Here is a 17238-nt window from a genome sequence, read left to right as displayed (position 1 = left end):
GATCCTCCAGTATCCAAAAAATAACATTGCATCAATTATTTATTAGCATATATGAAGGATTGAAAACAGTCAACGCAGCAAAGTATCATTGAACGCCTCTTGCAAAGGTGTCATAGATGCAATTTTTCTTCAACCTCTCCTCCGTACTGAGCTTTTGTGCATCCGCGATCTCATAGCCTCCGAAGGTGTCATACAGCCTCGATGAGGGATCGACTTCCACGTAGGTGCACCAAGGCAGCCAGTGGTAATGGCTTTGCAGAGTTTGGGTCGTAAAGTTTCCGCTTTCATGGCCCAGGCCGGGCATAGCGTATCCCACGCTGCCATCCACATCGCTCGACTGCCTGGTGTTCTTATGGATAAACTCAGCGAAGTCGAGATAGTGATCATCGCCTGTAATGATATACAACCTGTAGTAAGTGTACGAGCAGGCAGCCATATACACGTCGGCACCCCCTCCGATTGTGATAATGCTCTGTCCGCTGATCGAATATTGGTTGAACGGATGTTTCGGCCAGGGCGTACGTACCGGGAATGACCAGGCATACGTCCACGTCTCGGTATAATCGGCAGCGCCGATCGCGCCTTCAAGCCACTTGTCCTCTCCGGTCAGATCATATAGGGCAAGGAATCCGAATAACGCATAAATGCCAGCCTCTTTATCCTGAATGTCGGAGTTGTCGCAAGTACCTCCCCGATACTCCATATTGCGATAATTATGATCAAAGGACCATTCTCCGGCATGAATCGCAGCAGCTTTATATCTTTCATCTCCGGACACGAGATAGAATTGGACCAGGAAACGAATCACGCTTGGCGTGTTTGATTTCGAGTCCATGCGTATGGAACTGTCAGTATTATACGCTCGGTAATAGCTGCCATCTTCGTTCTGAACATCCACGAGCCAATCGGCAGTTCTTTTGCAGAATTCCAGCCAAGCTGGTTGCTGGTCTCCTCTTCCACGCATGTAGAGATAGGCGTCCAGGATCGGCTCGATCCCGTCGGCCAGCATCCGGATGTAGTGAGGATACGGCTCGAATCCCTTGATGTTCGGGTTATAGCACATTTGCGGCAGGCCAGAATCAGTCATAGCTGTCCTCACCCAGAAGTCGATCACATTCACGCCTTTCTCAAACGCCTCGGGCGCGTTTTCTTTATCACCGTAACGAAGCAACTGATATCCGATCCCAGGCTGCTGCCCTACGAAGCCGAACTGGAACGAAACACTAGAAATATCCATGTTGGGCAATTGGCAGGAAAAAGGCAAACCATACGAATCCCCGTATTGCCGTGTGAATTTAGTCAGTATATTCATACAGTTATGAAAATAAGTCTTATTATCTACCTCGAATAACTTGTCTCGCAACCGGGAATAGGTGTCCCGCCAGATTTCTTTCATCATCGACTGGAAGCTGCCATAATGTCCGAATTGAATGCCGACGGCGTAATTTTGCTCAAAGCCGACCTCTACGGGATGGTTAATGCGCTGGAACCTTTTCGATTTCTGATGATAGTCCAAACCCTTATATTGACTCTTTGCAGGTATCTGACCATCGCAGCCCGGATACACATAATCGATCGACAGGCCGTCGATCTCTATCTCTAACTCCTTGCGTACGTCAAAGCCGTAATACAAATAGTTCAACGTCTTGTTCTCCGGCTTGCTCATTCCAATGGCTCCGATGGTACACTTTGGGTCCGTGTTATTCTCGGACCTAACGATGTCCGAAGACTGCATGGTTGCGTCCGCAGCCCAGCGAGAGAGAGCTGCAGCTTCTCCAGAAGCGATGTGTTGCATCGCGAACAACGGCAAAGCGTAATTGGTTTCCATTCGCCAGAAATATTCGTTGTCCAGGTCTTTACCCATCGCATAATCGGGCGCGAATTCGTTCTGCTTATACCAAACTCCTGGTGCAAAACAGTGATAGTCATGGACATCGTCCGATTCCGCAATCGTCAAAGAAACCTTGGTTGAGAAACCAAGGTCGTCTCCCGCTTTCAACACTTTGACGTTCCTGCTAACCTTGAACCCTGTGCTCGAAGCTTCATATACGTCAGAGAAGAAAAATTCCGAGCCTGTCGGCACGGATAACGTACCTTCAGCTACGATTTTATCACCATATGCCGTGATTTCGGCGTATGCTTGGTCGTAAAACTCGTTGACGGCGTAGGCGGTCTTTACCGTCACGAACATCGGCCGCTTGTTGAAATAAAGCCGTTTGCCATTTTTGTGAACCTCAATGCCACCCTCTTTGGAGATCAGGATATAGTTGCCGAATTCCAGCTTCATAGAACTTCCTCCTTAGAATAAGAAAATGAAGAAGGGATATATATGAATATACATCCCCCTCATTCATTAAAATTTACTTTTTAGCTAGCGCATCGGCACGCATTTTAACAATTCTTTGCGCTTTTTCCGTATCCGAAGCAAAGACATCATTCCAACCAAGGCCTGTCACATCTTTCTTCATCATTTCCCAAAGCTTGTCGAACTCAGCTTGATTCTTTGCAAATACCATTTTCCAGGATGTGTTCTTCACATAGTCAGAAATCTGGCTGCGTTTGTTTTTAATATCTGATGAATCGCTTCCTAAACTTGTATTGATATTGGGGACGATATCGATCATCTTATGTTTCAGGTAATAATCAGTTGCGTTTTCTGCCTGATAGGTATTCTGCCAATCCGTCGTTAGCGCTGTCTTATTCGCTTCAATTGTTGCAGCCCAGTAATTGCTGTTATAGAACTCTCCTGTCAATGGATCTTTGGCAAAATCGCTTATGATCATTGTATTGAGCTTGCTTTGTCCGTCTTGATATCCGCCGCCTCCGTACTGATCTGGAACAGGTGTATTTTTCTGGAATGCGGTTTGACCTACTTCGGTCAGCTTAAATTTACCATCTGCCGTCTTTTCGTAGTTGAAGCCTTCAAATCCATTCACATAGTAGCGCAAGCCTTCAGGAGAAGCCAGCCAATCCATGAATTCCATGATCCGATCGGGATCATTGGCTTTGGAACCGATAGCAAATGCTCTTCCATTGCCGTAATAGGCATCACTTGCCTGAATGATGTGCGTGTCAGCGATCGGGATCGCAACATTCCCGTCGCCCTTTTTACCTCTTTCAATTGAATTGTAGAACCCTGTTTCCCATGAGTACCACAAAAGAAGTACCTGCTTATTGGTCAGCTTCTCCGATACTTTGTTCCAATCCTGAGTCGGCGAGTCAGGGTCAACCAAACCCATCTGATTTGCTTTAAAGTAAAATTGCAGAATTTTCTTGTACATACTGTTGTCATCAATGAGGGGAACGACGTCGCCTTTTGCATTTAATTGCATGGTCGTGGTTCCTTCTGGCTGCTCATAACCGTACCAATTGCTCAACCAGCGTGCATTTTCCATAGTCCCTCTGCTGTCCCAATCCTTCCACAAGGTGATCGGAGCGATCGGTTTACCGTCCGGCGTCTTCGGATATTTCTCATGCATAAGTTGCAGTACATTCAAAAGATCATCCAGATTGTTCAGCTTGGGAGCCCCAACTCCCTTGTAATAATCCCAAGGCATTATAGGGCTTGAATAAGGGATCTGCTCTGAATATGTCGTTGGTGAAGTATCTGCCTCAAAGGTCGGCAAAGCATAAATCTTGCCATCCGGATTTACTTTTTGGAATGCTGCATTGAAAGGTTTGAAATGATTGTCCACATATTTGGACAGGTTCTGGGTATTTTTGAGCTTCCCCGTGAGGTCCATAATAAGACCGGCTGGAATCAATTCTTCCAACTGATTATTATTGACGATCAGGAGATCGCCCAAATTTCCTGCTGCTGATCTTGTCTTGTACAGCTGATCTCCGGCAATCTGAGGAGCAAGAATGTTCAGAGTGATATTAAACTTATCCTTAATAAGCTTCCCATACCACCCTTTCTGCTCGCCTTGATAATTGGCTGCATTGTCAAAAACGGTAATGGTCAGCGGTTTACTGTGATCTAGTGCCTTGGATGTTGCTTCAGTACCGGAGCCTGGTGACTTACTTGGTTCCGTTGATGCAGCCTTATTGTTAGATTCGTCTCCACAGCCGGTTAATGCTACCGAAACCATGAAGAGGCTAGCAAACAATAACAACATCGGCTTTTTTACTGCTTTACTCGATTTACTCATACTTAAGCCCCCTATTCTTTCAATTTATTAAACCAGTGCAAGTTATCCTTTCACTGCACCAATCATAATCCCCTTTACAAAAAACCTTTGGAAAATCGGATAAACCAGCAAAATAGGCGCTACAACAATAATGGTCACCGTCATTCGAATTGACGTCGTGGTTTGCTTTGTTGCCAGACTTGCCATCGCTGTCGAACCTGCATTCTGCAGGTTGACCATGCTGGATATGGAACTTGCCTGATTGATATAGTTATAGAGGATAAACTGTAAGCTATAAAGCTTGCTCTCCGTGACCAACAACAATGTGTCCTGGAAGGAGTTCCACTGATCCACTGCAGCGAATATGGCAACTGTAGCCAATATGGGCTTACAGATAGGCAACATGATTTTGAAAAAAAGCGTCATGGTCCCAGCCCCGTCGATACTTGCCGCATGCTGCAATTCCTTCGGCGTTGATTCCACGAAAGTCTTTACAAGTATGATGAAAAAAGGAGCTACGATGGTCGGCAGAATATAGGCCAGAAAATTGTTTGTCAGATGTAAAGTCCTCATTGTCAAATACCACGGAATAACCCCGGCATTAAAGAACATGGTTAAAACCGTAAAGCGATACCATAATTTTCGCCTCCACATATCCTCTTGGGTAAACATGAATCCCAGAAAGGCGGAAGCCCCTACCGTCAAAGCGGTTCCAATGACAGTCCTTCCTACAGATACAATGGCTGCATCCCACAACCCCGGTATTTTAAACGCATCCACATAGTTATGAAATTGGATATTTATCGGGTAAAAGATAACATCACCTTTGGCACTGATATCGTTTGCGCTTATCGTATTAATAACGATAGAATAAAAGGGATAGACACATATAAGCGCATACAGGGAAAACAACACATATATGATTACAGTACTCAACTTGTCTGTTGGGCTAATTTGGACTTTCATTTTCTTGGTGAGATGGCTGCCGGGCACTTTATCATTCGACGCCACCCTTGCTGCTGTATCACTCATACAATACTCTCTCCCCTTAATCTTTTTGATAGTCCGTTCACAGAAAAGAGAAGTACAACACTAATCAAACTCTTTAGCATACTGATCGCGACGGATACGGAATAGCTGCCGCCCCCCATTGCAAGGTTGTACACATATAAGTCCAAAACCTGTATAGAATCCTTGTTAAATGCATTCTGAAATACGAAATATTGCTCCAAGCCATTATTCAGAAAACTTGCAATTTGCAGCATCAACAAAACAAAATAGGTCGGCACCATACTAGGCAATACAACATGCCAGATCACCCGCATTCTTGTCGCGCCATCTACATAAGCCGCTTCATAAAGAGAATCATCAATCCCCATAATCGCTGCGATATACAATATGGCTGACCAGCCCAATGTTTTCCAAGTCGTCCAAATCCACATCATAATCCACACATGGTCAGAGTTTTGAAGAAGTAATATCGGGGAATCGATAAATCCAAGTTGTTTCAAAAGTCCGTTGACTATACCTTCGCTAGAGAACATTGAAAATGCCAATGAATACACCAATACCCAACTGATGAAGTTCGGCAAGGTTGTTACCGTCTGTATAAACCTCCGGAAACGCACGGATTTGATCTCAGTTAGGAATATGGCAAAAATCATTGGAAGCCAGGAAAATAGCAGATTCAAGCCACTCATCCCAAACGTGTTTTTAAGTATTTGAAGGGTTTGATCGATCTTAACTTGATTTTCGACCAAGGTATGAAACCACTTCAGACCAACAAACGGCGATTGGGACAGCGGAATTGGCGGCGTATAGTCAAAGAATGCATAAACCCAACCATATAGCGGGTAATAGGCAAAGACACCAAGTAAAATCATAAAAGGAAGTATATAGAGAAATTTTCTTATTGAACTGCTAGTCAGGCTGTTTTTTTGTATTTGCACCATGTAACGCTCCCTCTTCAATGGTATATTCAACGTATTTATTGACACATAACGATATCTATAAAAATATTTGGAATGCCGAAATGGCAATCTCCTCTATAGCAGCTCAAAGGATCATCGATGAATTAAAGGATGCGCCTTGTGTTGATAGCGTTTTCATTTCGTTTCGTTAAAGCAATTATAAGATATCAATTTTTTCAAAACAATGACGTATTCTCATTGATTATTGATCTATTCTCATATCACTGAAAGCCGTATTCCTCAGAGGCATCTCCTCTTCCATCCCTCAGGGACTCGCCAAACTGCTTTCGTTGAGCTCATACGGAATAAAGTAGAATAATTTATCCGAAAGTATCGTTATTTTATAAACACGCTATGATTACGAATAAAAATTTATATTTTTTCAAACGTAAAACTGCAACGATTTAGCTATAACACAGGTTTATAATAGTCGTGCAACAAGAGGGAGCGACTCTTCCCCCTCTTCATATATGAGAGGATGGTATACATGCTTAAACGCAAACTAATTCTAACAACTTTAATTTACAATGTGTGTTTAACTTTGGCTGTTGCAACCCCAGCAATTGCAGCGGGTGACGCCAAATTCGAGATGACTACCCCCGCAAAAGAGGCAGACAACGGAGAATTTACAATTACCTTGAAAGGGCAAAATATTGAGGATTTATTCGCATATGAAGTAAAACTTGGTATCGATGCCAGCAATGTCGAAATTATTAAAGCAACCACAGCCATTAACGGCTTCTCCGTTCCACCCATGTTGAAAAACAATGAAATTACTTTTGCACATACAAAAGTTGGTAAAGTGGATGGAGAGAAGGGCAATGTAGACATTGGTACCATCACTTTAAAGGCAAAGAGAGCAGGATCCACAATAATTAATTGGACAAACATCAAAATCGTAGATTCGAAGCTGGACAGCAAAGTATTTACAACAAACGCATCTATAAATTTAATTAAAATCTTTGCCGACCTTGCAGGCCATTGGGCCAAATCGGATATTATGCAGATGGTAGATAAAAAAGTCGTAGAAGGTATGGATGACGATCATTTTGCACCTGATAGCAATGTAACGAGAGCTCAATTTGCAACGTTGCTCTCCAAGGCCTTAGACCTGAAGGATGATGGACAAATTCCCTTTGCTGATGTAACCTCAGGAGCCTGGTTTGAGAGCAGCGTGAAAAAGGCTTATGCTGCCGGGCTTATTAACGGCGTAGCGGATGATGCATTCGCGCCGGAGCAGAATATCACCCGCGAGGAAATGACAGCGATGCTACTGAGAGCAAAAGCTCATGCGACAGGGATGAATATTGATAATATGACCGTCAACGGATCCATCCATTTCAGCGACGAGACTGCCATCAACGACTGGGCTAAAAAGGTAGTCGCACTCGCCGTCGAATCTGGCCTTATGAATGGAAGAACAGAACGAGAATTTGCCCCGCAGGAACATGCCAGTCGGGCAGAATCCGTCGTCGTGCTGAAACGGCTTCTAGCCGAGTTGAAATAAAAAACTTCCCTTCCCGCTTATTACCGTGGGAAGGGAAGTTTTTTGATGATTGGTTTCTTGATTTTGTCGTGATCTTACTCAGCAAAGATCAATCTTGCCAATGCTGCTAAATCCTCAATATCAATCTTACCGTCATTGTTTACGTCGGCAGTCTTGAACTGATTCCAATTTGGATCCGCCGAAGTGAAACCATAATGTGCCGCTGCAATTGCAAGGTCGCCGATTGTCACGTTTTGGTCTCCATTGACATCTCCCGGCAGTTGGGTAATGACCGTAGCTGTGAAAATTTGTACAGCGTTACTTAATTGGCTCAGCGCCTGATCAATCTGCTCCTGCGTCGCAGCACTATCTAGAAACACGCTATCTGCGCTTTGAATGGCTGCAAATAGTGCCGACTTCGCACCTGCAGGATATTGTCCCGGTCTTGTGCCTTCAACAGCTGCGTCATGCAGTGCTTGAGCTTGCTCGATAGCAACACGCAAGGCGTCTTTAGTAACGTCTCCTGTTATTTCAAACTGATATGGAGCCGGGTTCGTTATTGTGGATTCTGTTCCATTTCCGTTCGCCACAATCATACTAGTCACACGTACTGTACTAGTCTCCGTTCTATTAACCTGCTTGGCTTTGAATTGCAGTTTCAACAAATTTGAAAGATTGCCCGCTTCCTGACCAGGCTGCAATTTTGCTATAAGCAATCGTATTTTCCCTGGTGTTAGTCCCTTACCCACAATAGTTAGACCGTCCTCAAGAGGCTCGGCACCAAGAAACTCAACACGTTCAGGATCATACTCGAATGTTATATCTTGGGCATACACATTCGTCATTATTGTGTTCGTTCCCAGTGTTACATCAAAGACTTGATTGGAACCAACCCTTCCTGATCCAGTTAATATAGCCGGACTTTCTGGCGTATCTTCGCCTTTTACAATATGAACGGTGTACTGCTTCGCCGTCATGTGATCCTCTGCTTTCGCCGTCAGCACCAGTTCGGTGGTATCTCCCGTTAATGAAATGGTACACTCCAATTTATCATTAATTAGAATGTTACCGACGTACACAATCCCATATTCATTGGTAGGATTCGCATTCATTGTAACTGATTGTGCCGAACGAGGTACGGTCAGCGTATATTCCGTAATGTTAGGATCAAAAGACTGAGATAACGTCCCTTTATCAAACGATAAGCTCATTAAGTTCGGGTTTGATTTGAAATCCGTAATCACACGGAAGATATCAAATAATCCTCCGACGAAACCTCCTGTGCTAGCAAATTTAACCCTTACGTAATGTATCGTTCTTTGCACGGAATTTCCATTTCCATCGGTTTCAGTTACGATTTTGGTTCTACTGTTATCCACCATTTCCTGCGTAATTTTGCGGGTCTTGTTATAGAAATCTCCCGGATTTTTGTTTTCTATAGCTTCGCTTACAAGTTTGTTGTCATCGATGTAAATGTCAAATTTCCGTCCAACGTCACCACTATAATAGGTCGTAAACAGATAATTAGCCACGCCTGGGGTTACTTCCATGTCATAACTAAACCATCCATTTGCCCTAGCATCGCGGTAAGGCTTGCCATTGTAGGTGCCGACAGTAGAATTGGATGTAAGACGATTCGCGGCAAGTTCATATTGATCGTTCGCTACAATAACGAAACTAACACTTGAAGATTCTGTCCTCCCTGCTTCCTTCTCTCTAAGGATGGCTTGTTGGAAAAATTCTGAATCTGCGGACACAAGATTGAAATAGATGCCGTACCGGTCCAGATATCTCGTGAAATGCGGGGTGAAAGTTAAGAGTCCCCCATCAACATCCGTACCTCGTAACGTAAATTCAAGCTTTCCTTGTGTTTTCACAAGATTCTGCATGATATTCGTCTTCCAAGCCTCTATATCTCCATTTGTTATCGTAATGAAATCTCTTGCAGACGTATCCCTATTTGGTTTCAATACATTAACACCATGCTGGCTTGTGGTCATATTAGTAGTCCCTAATCCGGCGCTAAGCACAACAGGACCATACTTAAAGGCAGCGGTATCCGGACCATCGGGCAGATTGTACAATACAACCTCCATCGGGAAATCCAGTGTAATTGTCGTACCGTCTGTCCAGTTTTGTGAAAGCGCGATATAACCATTGTCTACCGTGTAATTCTGAACTGTCATTCCGTTTATCTTTACTTGTGGGTTTGTTTTCACCCAATCCGGTATTCTGAATTTAAGTACTGTGTCTGTTGGTCCTGTTGTGTTTAGTGTAAAAGTAACCTTTCCGGAAGAAGCGTCTCCTCTCCCCGTATTTGGCAGCTCGGAAAGTTGAGTGATTTTCAAATTTTTATCAGGCATCGTCAGGATCGAAGATAGATACATATTGACATAAATACTATTTTTTCCGGTGAAGTAAACGCTGTCATTTAGCTTCGCGAAGTTCTCCATACCCGTTCCTGTACAGCACCAGAAATGGAAAAACTCACTGCTGAATACTTTAAAATATCCTGTGTCCATTGGTTGGAAATAAGTGGTCATTCCTGTGTCAGGATTTTGAGAAGATATAATCGAGTTCGTGTATGTATTTTCATAAAAGTCTGCGTACTTTTTATCTTTTGTAATCTTATAAAGTTCTTTACTCAGCTTTAGCATGTTATAGACGTTACAGGTCTCATCGTTCACATTCGTACGCTCGGCGTCTAGCGAATCGGCAGGACCAAAATGCTCGTTATCGCTGTTGCCTCCTGTAATATAGGAATGATGCTGCACAACCATATCCCAGAAATTTTCTGCTACCTGCAGATAATATTTTTCACTCTCCGCTTGATCAAGAACGGTATATCTCTTCAATGCGCCAATGACCTTCGGAATCGTCGTATTTGCATGTTTGCCATTTAAGACGTCCACGTTATTGTAGAAGGAATCAAACAAGTTCTGTTCATCAAATTTCTCAGCTGCCAATTTCATGTGCTCGTTCCCGGAAAGCTTATACAGATCATAAAGGGCATCATTCATACCACCGTATTCAACACTAAGGACTTTTGCTTTCATCGCAGCATCCCATTTGGAAGTCCGATTGTAAATATATTCGCCAAGCTTTTCCGCTACTTGAATCGCTTTCTCATTGTTACCGTACTCAGCAGCACTGACTAAACCAGCCAAAACCTTGTGAATCGTGTACCATGGTACCCAAACCGCCTGCCCGTTTTCTACCTTGTCGAGGAATGAAGTAGGAAACGCAGACACATATCCATTGCCATTTGCAACCTGACAAGCTGCCAATTCATCAATGATATAATCCAGCCTTTCTTTCAAACGGTCTTTGGTGTCGCCTTTAGCATTCGCATACGCCATTGAGATAGCCGATAGGTAGTGCCCCAGAGTATGGCCCCGGATTTCTGTGTTTTCCCATCCGTCGTAGACCGGAGCTTTGGCCGTAAAACCGCTGGTCGTACGGAATGCGCTAAGAAGACGATCAGGCTCCAATGACAACAAGTAATTGACATCTTTATCAAATGCATTCGTATAGTAGTTATCTGTTAATACCACGTTGGACATAGGCACATCCTCCAAGAAGTCCGTGTCATTTTTCGCCGGTACAGTGATTATGAATTCTTTGGAAACCTGTTTCCCCCCAAACGTTACAATTGCTGTTAATGTTACAGTGGCATCGTTCTCTCCGGCGGCCGGCCTGTTTACGCTTCCGAGTAAATCAATTACCTTCTCATTACTTGATGTCCATGAGATTGTCGAATCCGACTTGCCTCTCAAAGGAAGGGATAGATCCCCACTTGTTTGCTTAGGCAGCGAAATCGCTTCCGCATCACTTCTAGCAACCATCTCATAATCGAAAGTGGTTCCGGATTGTTGCTCATACAACGCGAGAATGTCTTCATATCGGGCTGTGGTGCTGAAAATTTCATAATCATCGAGAGCAAATTTGGCGTAAGCTCCATTATAATTCGGACCGTTATAACCAATTGATTTTTGGGTTGTTTCGTCGGGAGTAATAAGTCCATCAGCACCATTAGAGCCATAGTTATAATCAACACTTGTACTCTGCTTAATTCCGTTACGATACATATTTACCGTCTTCGTCTTACTGTCATAGGTGATGGCAACATGTGTCCAAACTCCGACAGGGAAAAAATCTGTTCTATTGCCGCTTACACTTACTTTGTAAGGCTGCATATTCGTATCGGAGGATCCCAATGATATGGCCAGCGGCTTGCCCTCACTCTCCGACGATACATACCATCCGTCGCTGTACCATGCGGTTTTGTTCCACATCATCATCTGCTCGCCGGTCATAGTAGCATTAGGCTTGATCCAAAAAGACAGTGTAAGATCCGACGGCTGGAGCGTACCGCTTTTGCCAAGATCAATGTAAGTGCTTCCATCCAACTTTAAAGCCTTACCTCCATGTAGGCCTTCGATGTAAGAAAAATTACTGCCTTTAATTGCCCCATTGTTCCCCTTTAAAGAACTATCATTAACATTGTTTTCAAATTCCAGGGAGAGAACTTTGGATGCATTCAAAACTGCTAAAGGATCAAATTCGGCTGCGAGCACAGCATGCCCTGAAAGCAAATCCCCTGTAAGCATTGCCGCAGATAACGCTATTATGGATATTTTACGACGATTACTCTTAAATTGATTTTTCATGAATTAAATTCCTCCTGGTTTCCTTAATTAACTATTCGAGGATCTTGGAAGCAATGTAGGCAATGTCAATAATATCGATCATCTTATCTCCATTCATATCTGCCATACTGGCTGTCGCCCAGTCTACACTTGTAGAATTCTTACCGTAATGGTAGGCAGAAATCGCTAGGTCGCCTACATCGTGTCTGCCATTTTTGTTTAGATCAGCTGATACGCCCTCAATGACCGACGCTTTGAAAATAGCTTCAGCATTCCCTAACGCCTCGACCGCAGTATCCACTTGAATCTGAGTGGCGCTTACGTTATTTTTTACTGCTAGTGCTGCGCTGATGGCTTCGCCAAATACATCCTTAGATGCTTGCGGATATTGTCCAGGCAGTGGGCCAACCATTGCAGATTCATATAAATTACGAGCATTGGTAAGAGCTGTAATCAATGCTGCCTTATCTATAACCACTTCTGAATGGCTAATTGAAATGTACTTACTGCTAAGGGCCGCTTCAATTACAGTTCCCTGAGGCGCTATACCAAGCTTTGCCTGCGTAACTGCAATTGTACCGATCGTATTCATAACACCGGACTTAACTTTAAAAGCTGTATTCAGAATAGGCGTGCCAGCCCCTAGTATCCCTCCGATATTAGCCGCAATGATTCTAACTTCTCCGGGGGTACTTTTATCTTCTGTCACAATTTGAATGTCGGCATTTACACCAGAAGCGCCTACATACTCAAATACGTTGGTATCATAAGCTAAGGTGATATCTTCAGCAAAGACAGGTTGTGTCACATTCGCCAGGCTAACGCCCACTGTAAAACGGCTTTCAGGCTTAACGCTGTTGTCTGCTGTAAGTACAGCGATAGGTACTAATGCTTGGGTGGACGAAACCACCGTAATATGAAACACCGCTGTTTTATTACCATCTGCTGTGGATGCAATAATGACTGCATTTCCTTCTGCTACAGCATTTACCTTTACGCTAGTAGCACCTGTAATAGGATTGTATAACGCTTCAGTAACTGTTATTACTTCTGTATGAGTTGATGAAAAGGTTACTGTCCTGTTTGTAGCATTCCCGGGGGATATTGTTGCAAGCAGTGTTGCGGTGGACCCCTGGATCATACTTAACGCAACGGTTACATCGGTTACGGGTACGTATGTATCGGTTTCAGCTTTTACGACTGGTGACACCCCGATAAATATACATACTGAAATGGCCGCAGCCATAATCAGGGAGACTACTCTTCTAACATTTCTCATCTTTTGAACTCCTTTTTCACAAAAAAGGTGGCCTCTACTAAATAGTTATGCGAGTTATGCCCTATCCCTATTTATCGAGAGAGGGCATAACTCGCTGTTCAACAAATTATTACATCAACTATTCAAGTATCTTAGATGCAACGATTGCAAGATCCAGAATGTCGATCTTGTTATCGCCATTCAGATCAGCAGCTTTTGCAGTTGCCCAATCCGCACTAGTAGAATCCTTGCCATAATGGTAAGCAACCATCGCCAGATCGCCCACGTTGATGTTTCCGTCATTATTCATATCTGCAGACTTCATTACCGCTGCCTTGAAGATATCCACAGCACTGCCCAGTTCTGCTGCGGCACTGTCAACTTGGGACTGTGTCGCACTTGCATTGTCATTGACAGCTTTGGCTGCAAGGATGGCAACGCCAAATGTGTCTTTCGCAGCCTGCGAATATTGACCAGGTTGCGTTCCAACCACGGCAGAGTCAAACAGACTTTGTGCATTCGTAATCGTTGCTGTCAAAGCGGATTTATCTACAACGACTTCCACGCTGCCAACTGCAATATGCTTACTGCCAAGTCCCCCCTGAATAACGGTTCCCTCTGGGCCCACACCGAATTTAGCCTGGGTAGCTGTAATCACACCTGTCGTATCATGAACACCGGCCTTGACCTTGAAGGTCAGATGGAAAATCGGTGTGCTGGCTCCAGCAACCCCTCCGATATTAGCCGCAATGAGTCTTACTTTTCCATCGGTTGACTTATCTTCTTTAACAATCTGGATATTGTCGTTTGTACCCGTCACGCTTACATATTCAAAGACGTTGGCATCATAAGACAACGTAACATCTTGGGCATAGACACTTTGGGTTAAGTTGTCTAGATTAACCGCCACTGTGAAGCTGCTACCAGGCTTCACAGTGCTATCCGCCGATATTTCAGCAGTAGGCACTTTTTGTACAGGCCAGATAGGATCCGTTGTTGAGCTACTAGTAGTTAACAATATTCGGTCTATGATAAGTCCATCTTCTCTTCCCCACAGTTTCAATTCATGTATGCCCGCAGTAACATTCAATGTAGCCCCACCAATTATCCCGCCGTTTGTTGCGCTAACATTAACCCACTTAAATTGGCCGTTACTCACGCCTTGAATACCATTAGCCGTAAATTTATATTGATTATCTAATCCAATGTGGATAGAGTCTGAATTGAAATCAATACTCTTCGCAAGTAACCATACGTTGTAGGAACCTGAAGCAGGGAAGTCGACTTTATAATTCAGAGTTGAACCCGAGGCAAGTGTAGCTGCATCCGTACCTGTCATAGCAAAGCCATTATCAGGGCCAAATAACATGGCTTTCGTTGACTGTCCGTCAACCAGCGACCAAGTATGTCCGTTAATGGTGCCATATACGTAAGCATTAACGGAGTTTTCTGCAGCAGCTTCTGCTTCGATGCCCACTACAGCAGGCGTATTAACACTAACATTAATCTGCGTTGTTGCTGCATCACCTAATGTTCCTTTATAACTTACCGTAACAAGGGTTGTTCCACTGGCTTTGGCCGTAATTGTTCCATTTGCAACATCTGCAACGGCAGGACTCGTATTCGCATAAGTTGCTAATTTTGTTATATCTTCCGTATGTCCGTCCATATACTCTGCTGTTACTTTAAATGCGGCAGTTTTGCCAGCATCCAGTGCGAAAGAAGCATTATCAACCGTAATTTTCTTCACCGTCAGCTCACTGTTCAAGTCTTTTACTTGTAAATTAAGTGTGTCTGTTTTACCGCCATAGCTTACGTTAATGGTTGCCGTGCCATAGCCAATGCCGGTTACTACTCCGTTACTAACACTTACAATGCCGCTTGGCGATGATGTTGCAGCTGCTTGAGCAGTAATATCTTCACTTGTTCCATCGGCGTATACGGCAGTAACCTTCATAGTTGCTTGGTTCGTTCCGGAAACAGTGTCGATCTTTTGTTTATCAATAGATGCATTAATGGCGGCTAATTCATGAACATCACTCTTTTGCTCGAACTGCCAAGAATCCACCTTAAAGAGATTCCCTGCTGCTGGGCCCCTGTATACCATATAAACATCATGAACACCTGATGCACCTGTAACACTCGTTGCCTTTGTTTTCCATACGTTGTCTCCGCCTGTGTTGGAAATCGGAAGTGTCCCAATCAATGTGCCATCGGCACTGTCAAGATGGAGTTCTAACGTGCTACCAACCGAGCTACTTGCAACATTAGCCTTAAATGTTCCTGCTCCTGTAGTACCAAAGTCGACTTTGGAAATGGCTGTCCAGTCTCCATCACTAATGTTGCTTACAGCGAGGTTTATGCTGTTTACCATTCCTCCGGGCTCGGTAGTCGTTTCGGTGGATATGCCTCCGTTCCAACCGATAGTTTCAGCCTCAACCCGTGTATAGGGGTTGAAGTTTTTTAACTGCGGAACACCTTTATAATCCCCGGTAATATTCTGTATGACGCCATTTGCATCCATTTCGACCTTATTAATTTGCGCATTACGGTATCCATGCGGTTGTCCTCCCATTTGAGGTACCGTCCCGCTTTCAGCCAATGCCTTAGCAAGGGTCTGGGCATGGTAGACGATATACCATTGGTTTTTAAACTCAAACACGGAGTGGTGATTGTTACCTCCGACACCGAAGAATGTCGCTGGATTAGGCAGTATGGTTTTAACATACGTAAAGGGACCCATCGGATTATCGCTCACCATATAGGCAATTGTTCCAGTAGGAATATCCGCCGGATGTCCGCCTGAGAAATTCGTACAATACGAGTAATAGTATTTTCCATTATATTTATGGATTCCTGAGTCCTCAAACAACCATGGCGGATTAATACGACCTAGTGTCCCGCCACTCGCGCTCAGATCCAAACTAATCATATCTGCTCCAAGTTTTGCCACACGCGCTGTCCCTGGGTCTGCATCCTTGCCATTAGGTACACCACCGCCAAAATAGATATACCCGCTTCCATCATCATCAACCAGCACGGCTGGATCAAACAGCCATGTCACATCACTAGCTCCTGGGGTGTTTCTATTCACGAGAGCTTTTCCAATTGGATCTGTAAAGGGACCAATCGGGCTGTCGGCTGTAAGCACGCCGATTCCATTCGCACTATCTGCAAAGTAAAGGAAGAATTTCTCTTTTCCATCTATCGTTTTATGTGCTGCTGCCGGTGCCCAGGAATTATTCGCCCATTTGGCCGCACCTTGCGCGCCAGCTACAGGTATCTCACCGTGGTCTGTCCAGTTCATCATATCGTCAGATGAAACAACCGTAATCTTATTAATCTTACTGTATCCGTTATCCTTAATTGTCCCGTCTGCATTGTATTCAAATACGTCATTTGTCATGTAAACGTAGACTCTGCCGTTATATTCCATGGCAAAGGGGTCAGCACCAAATTTTTGTGAAAATAAAGGATTAGCATTACCAGGTGTTTTCCCAATTGCTGCAGTGATCGTAGCTGTCGCAGCCTCCACATTCCCAGTCATTACTGGGCTTGATGTAAGTGCAACAGTTAAAGCCATTGTAACCCCAAGCAATTTTTTCCACTTTTTCATTGAATAACCTCCACTATCATGATAGGAATTCTGTTACATTTAGTGCAAATTAATTGCAGATTTCTTATTAAGTAAGCTCTATCCACTCATAATTTCCATACTTAGGATAGAGCTTACTAACATTCCGTT

Annotated in this window: 8 protein-coding genes and 1 pseudogene; 1 reads left to right on the top strand and 8 read right to left on the bottom strand. The window is 43.9% G+C overall.

The window, feature by feature from the left end:
• Nucleotides 1-85: 85 nt before the first annotated feature.
• The 4 genes from GQF01_RS25515 to GQF01_RS25500 form a co-directional block, all read right to left on the bottom strand.
• Nucleotides 86-2287 (bottom strand): glycoside hydrolase family protein, encoded by a 2202-nt coding sequence (locus GQF01_RS25515; protein ID WP_161409701.1) that lies wholly within the window; start codon nucleotides 2285-2287, stop codon nucleotides 86-88.
• A 73-nt stretch (nucleotides 2288-2360) separates the two neighbouring features.
• Complete coding sequence (locus GQF01_RS25510; protein WP_161409700.1) at nucleotides 2361-4151, bottom strand: type 2 periplasmic-binding domain-containing protein; 1791 nt, start codon at nucleotides 4149-4151, stop codon at nucleotides 2361-2363.
• 42 nt (nucleotides 4152-4193) lie between these two features.
• Nucleotides 4194-5162: a carbohydrate ABC transporter permease gene (locus GQF01_RS25505; RefSeq protein ID WP_235960256.1), complete on the bottom strand. Its 969-nt coding sequence runs from the start codon at nucleotides 5160-5162 to the stop codon at nucleotides 4194-4196.
• The gene (locus GQF01_RS25500) at nucleotides 5159-6082 is read right to left on the bottom strand and encodes an ABC transporter permease subunit (protein WP_161409699.1); all 924 of its coding nucleotides are present in this window, start codon (nucleotides 6080-6082) and stop codon (nucleotides 5159-5161) included. Before GQF01_RS25500 ends, GQF01_RS25505 begins: the two co-directional genes overlap by 4 nt.
• A 505-nt stretch (nucleotides 6083-6587) precedes the next feature.
• Between GQF01_RS25500 and GQF01_RS25495 the strand changes: the two genes are divergently transcribed.
• Complete coding sequence (locus GQF01_RS25495) at nucleotides 6588-7607, top strand: S-layer homology domain-containing protein (protein ID WP_161409698.1); 1020 nt, start codon at nucleotides 6588-6590, stop codon at nucleotides 7605-7607.
• A gap of 74 nt (nucleotides 7608-7681) precedes the next feature.
• Here GQF01_RS25495 and GQF01_RS25490 read toward each other — a convergent pair whose 3' ends face one another.
• The 4 genes and pseudogenes from GQF01_RS25490 to GQF01_RS37155 all read right to left on the bottom strand — a co-directional run.
• Nucleotides 7682-12256, bottom strand: a complete 4575-nt coding sequence (locus GQF01_RS25490; RefSeq protein ID WP_161409697.1) for a beta-L-arabinofuranosidase domain-containing protein — start codon at nucleotides 12254-12256, stop codon at nucleotides 7682-7684.
• Nucleotides 12257-12287: 31 nt separating this feature from the next.
• Nucleotides 12288-13514 (bottom strand): cohesin domain-containing protein, encoded by a 1227-nt coding sequence (locus tag GQF01_RS25485; RefSeq protein ID WP_235960255.1) that lies wholly within the window; start codon nucleotides 13512-13514, stop codon nucleotides 12288-12290.
• Nucleotides 13515-13632: 118 nt separating this feature from the next.
• The gene (locus GQF01_RS37160) at nucleotides 13633-15450 is read right to left on the bottom strand and encodes a cohesin domain-containing protein (RefSeq protein ID WP_456238699.1); all 1818 of its coding nucleotides are present in this window, start codon (nucleotides 15448-15450) and stop codon (nucleotides 13633-13635) included.
• An 84-nt stretch (nucleotides 15451-15534) separates the two neighbouring features.
• Nucleotides 15535-17076 (bottom strand): annotated as a pseudogene (locus tag GQF01_RS37155) (glycoside hydrolase family 43 protein); the annotation flags it as partial.
• Nucleotides 17077-17238 lie beyond the last annotated feature (162 nt).

The organism is Paenibacillus silvestris (genome assembly GCF_009882985.1).
Lineage (GTDB): Bacteria > Bacillota > Bacilli > Paenibacillales > NBRC-103111 > Paenibacillus_E > Paenibacillus_E silvestris.
Note: the sequence above shows the minus strand (reverse complement) of the source record. Positions and strands in the feature narration are given on the sequence as shown.

Bases quoted from the DNA above. Each gene is read 5' to 3' on its own strand.
- GQF01_RS25500 (WP_161409699.1), bottom strand. From the start codon at position 6,082: ATGGTGCAAATACAAAAAAACAGCCTGACTAGCAGTTCAATAAGAAAA.
- GQF01_RS25490 (WP_161409697.1), bottom strand. From the start codon at position 12,256: ATGAAAAATCAATTTAAGAGTAATCGTCGTAAAATATCCATAATAGCG.
- GQF01_RS25495 (WP_161409698.1), top strand. From the start codon at position 6,588: ATGCTTAAACGCAAACTAATTCTAACAACTTTAATTTACAATGTGTGT.
- GQF01_RS25505 (WP_235960256.1), bottom strand. From the start codon at position 5,162: ATGAGTGATACAGCAGCAAGGGTGGCGTCGAATGATAAAGTGCCCGGC.
- GQF01_RS25515 (WP_161409701.1), bottom strand. From the start codon at position 2,287: ATGAAGCTGGAATTCGGCAACTATATCCTGATCTCCAAAGAGGGTGGC.
- GQF01_RS25485 (WP_235960255.1), bottom strand. From the start codon at position 13,514: ATGAGAAATGTTAGAAGAGTAGTCTCCCTGATTATGGCTGCGGCCATT.
- GQF01_RS25510 (WP_161409700.1), bottom strand. From the start codon at position 4,151: ATGAGTAAATCGAGTAAAGCAGTAAAAAAGCCGATGTTGTTATTGTTT.
- GQF01_RS37160 (WP_456238699.1), bottom strand. From the start codon at position 15,450: ATGAAGGTTACTGCCGTATACGCCGATGGAACAAGTGAAGATATTACT.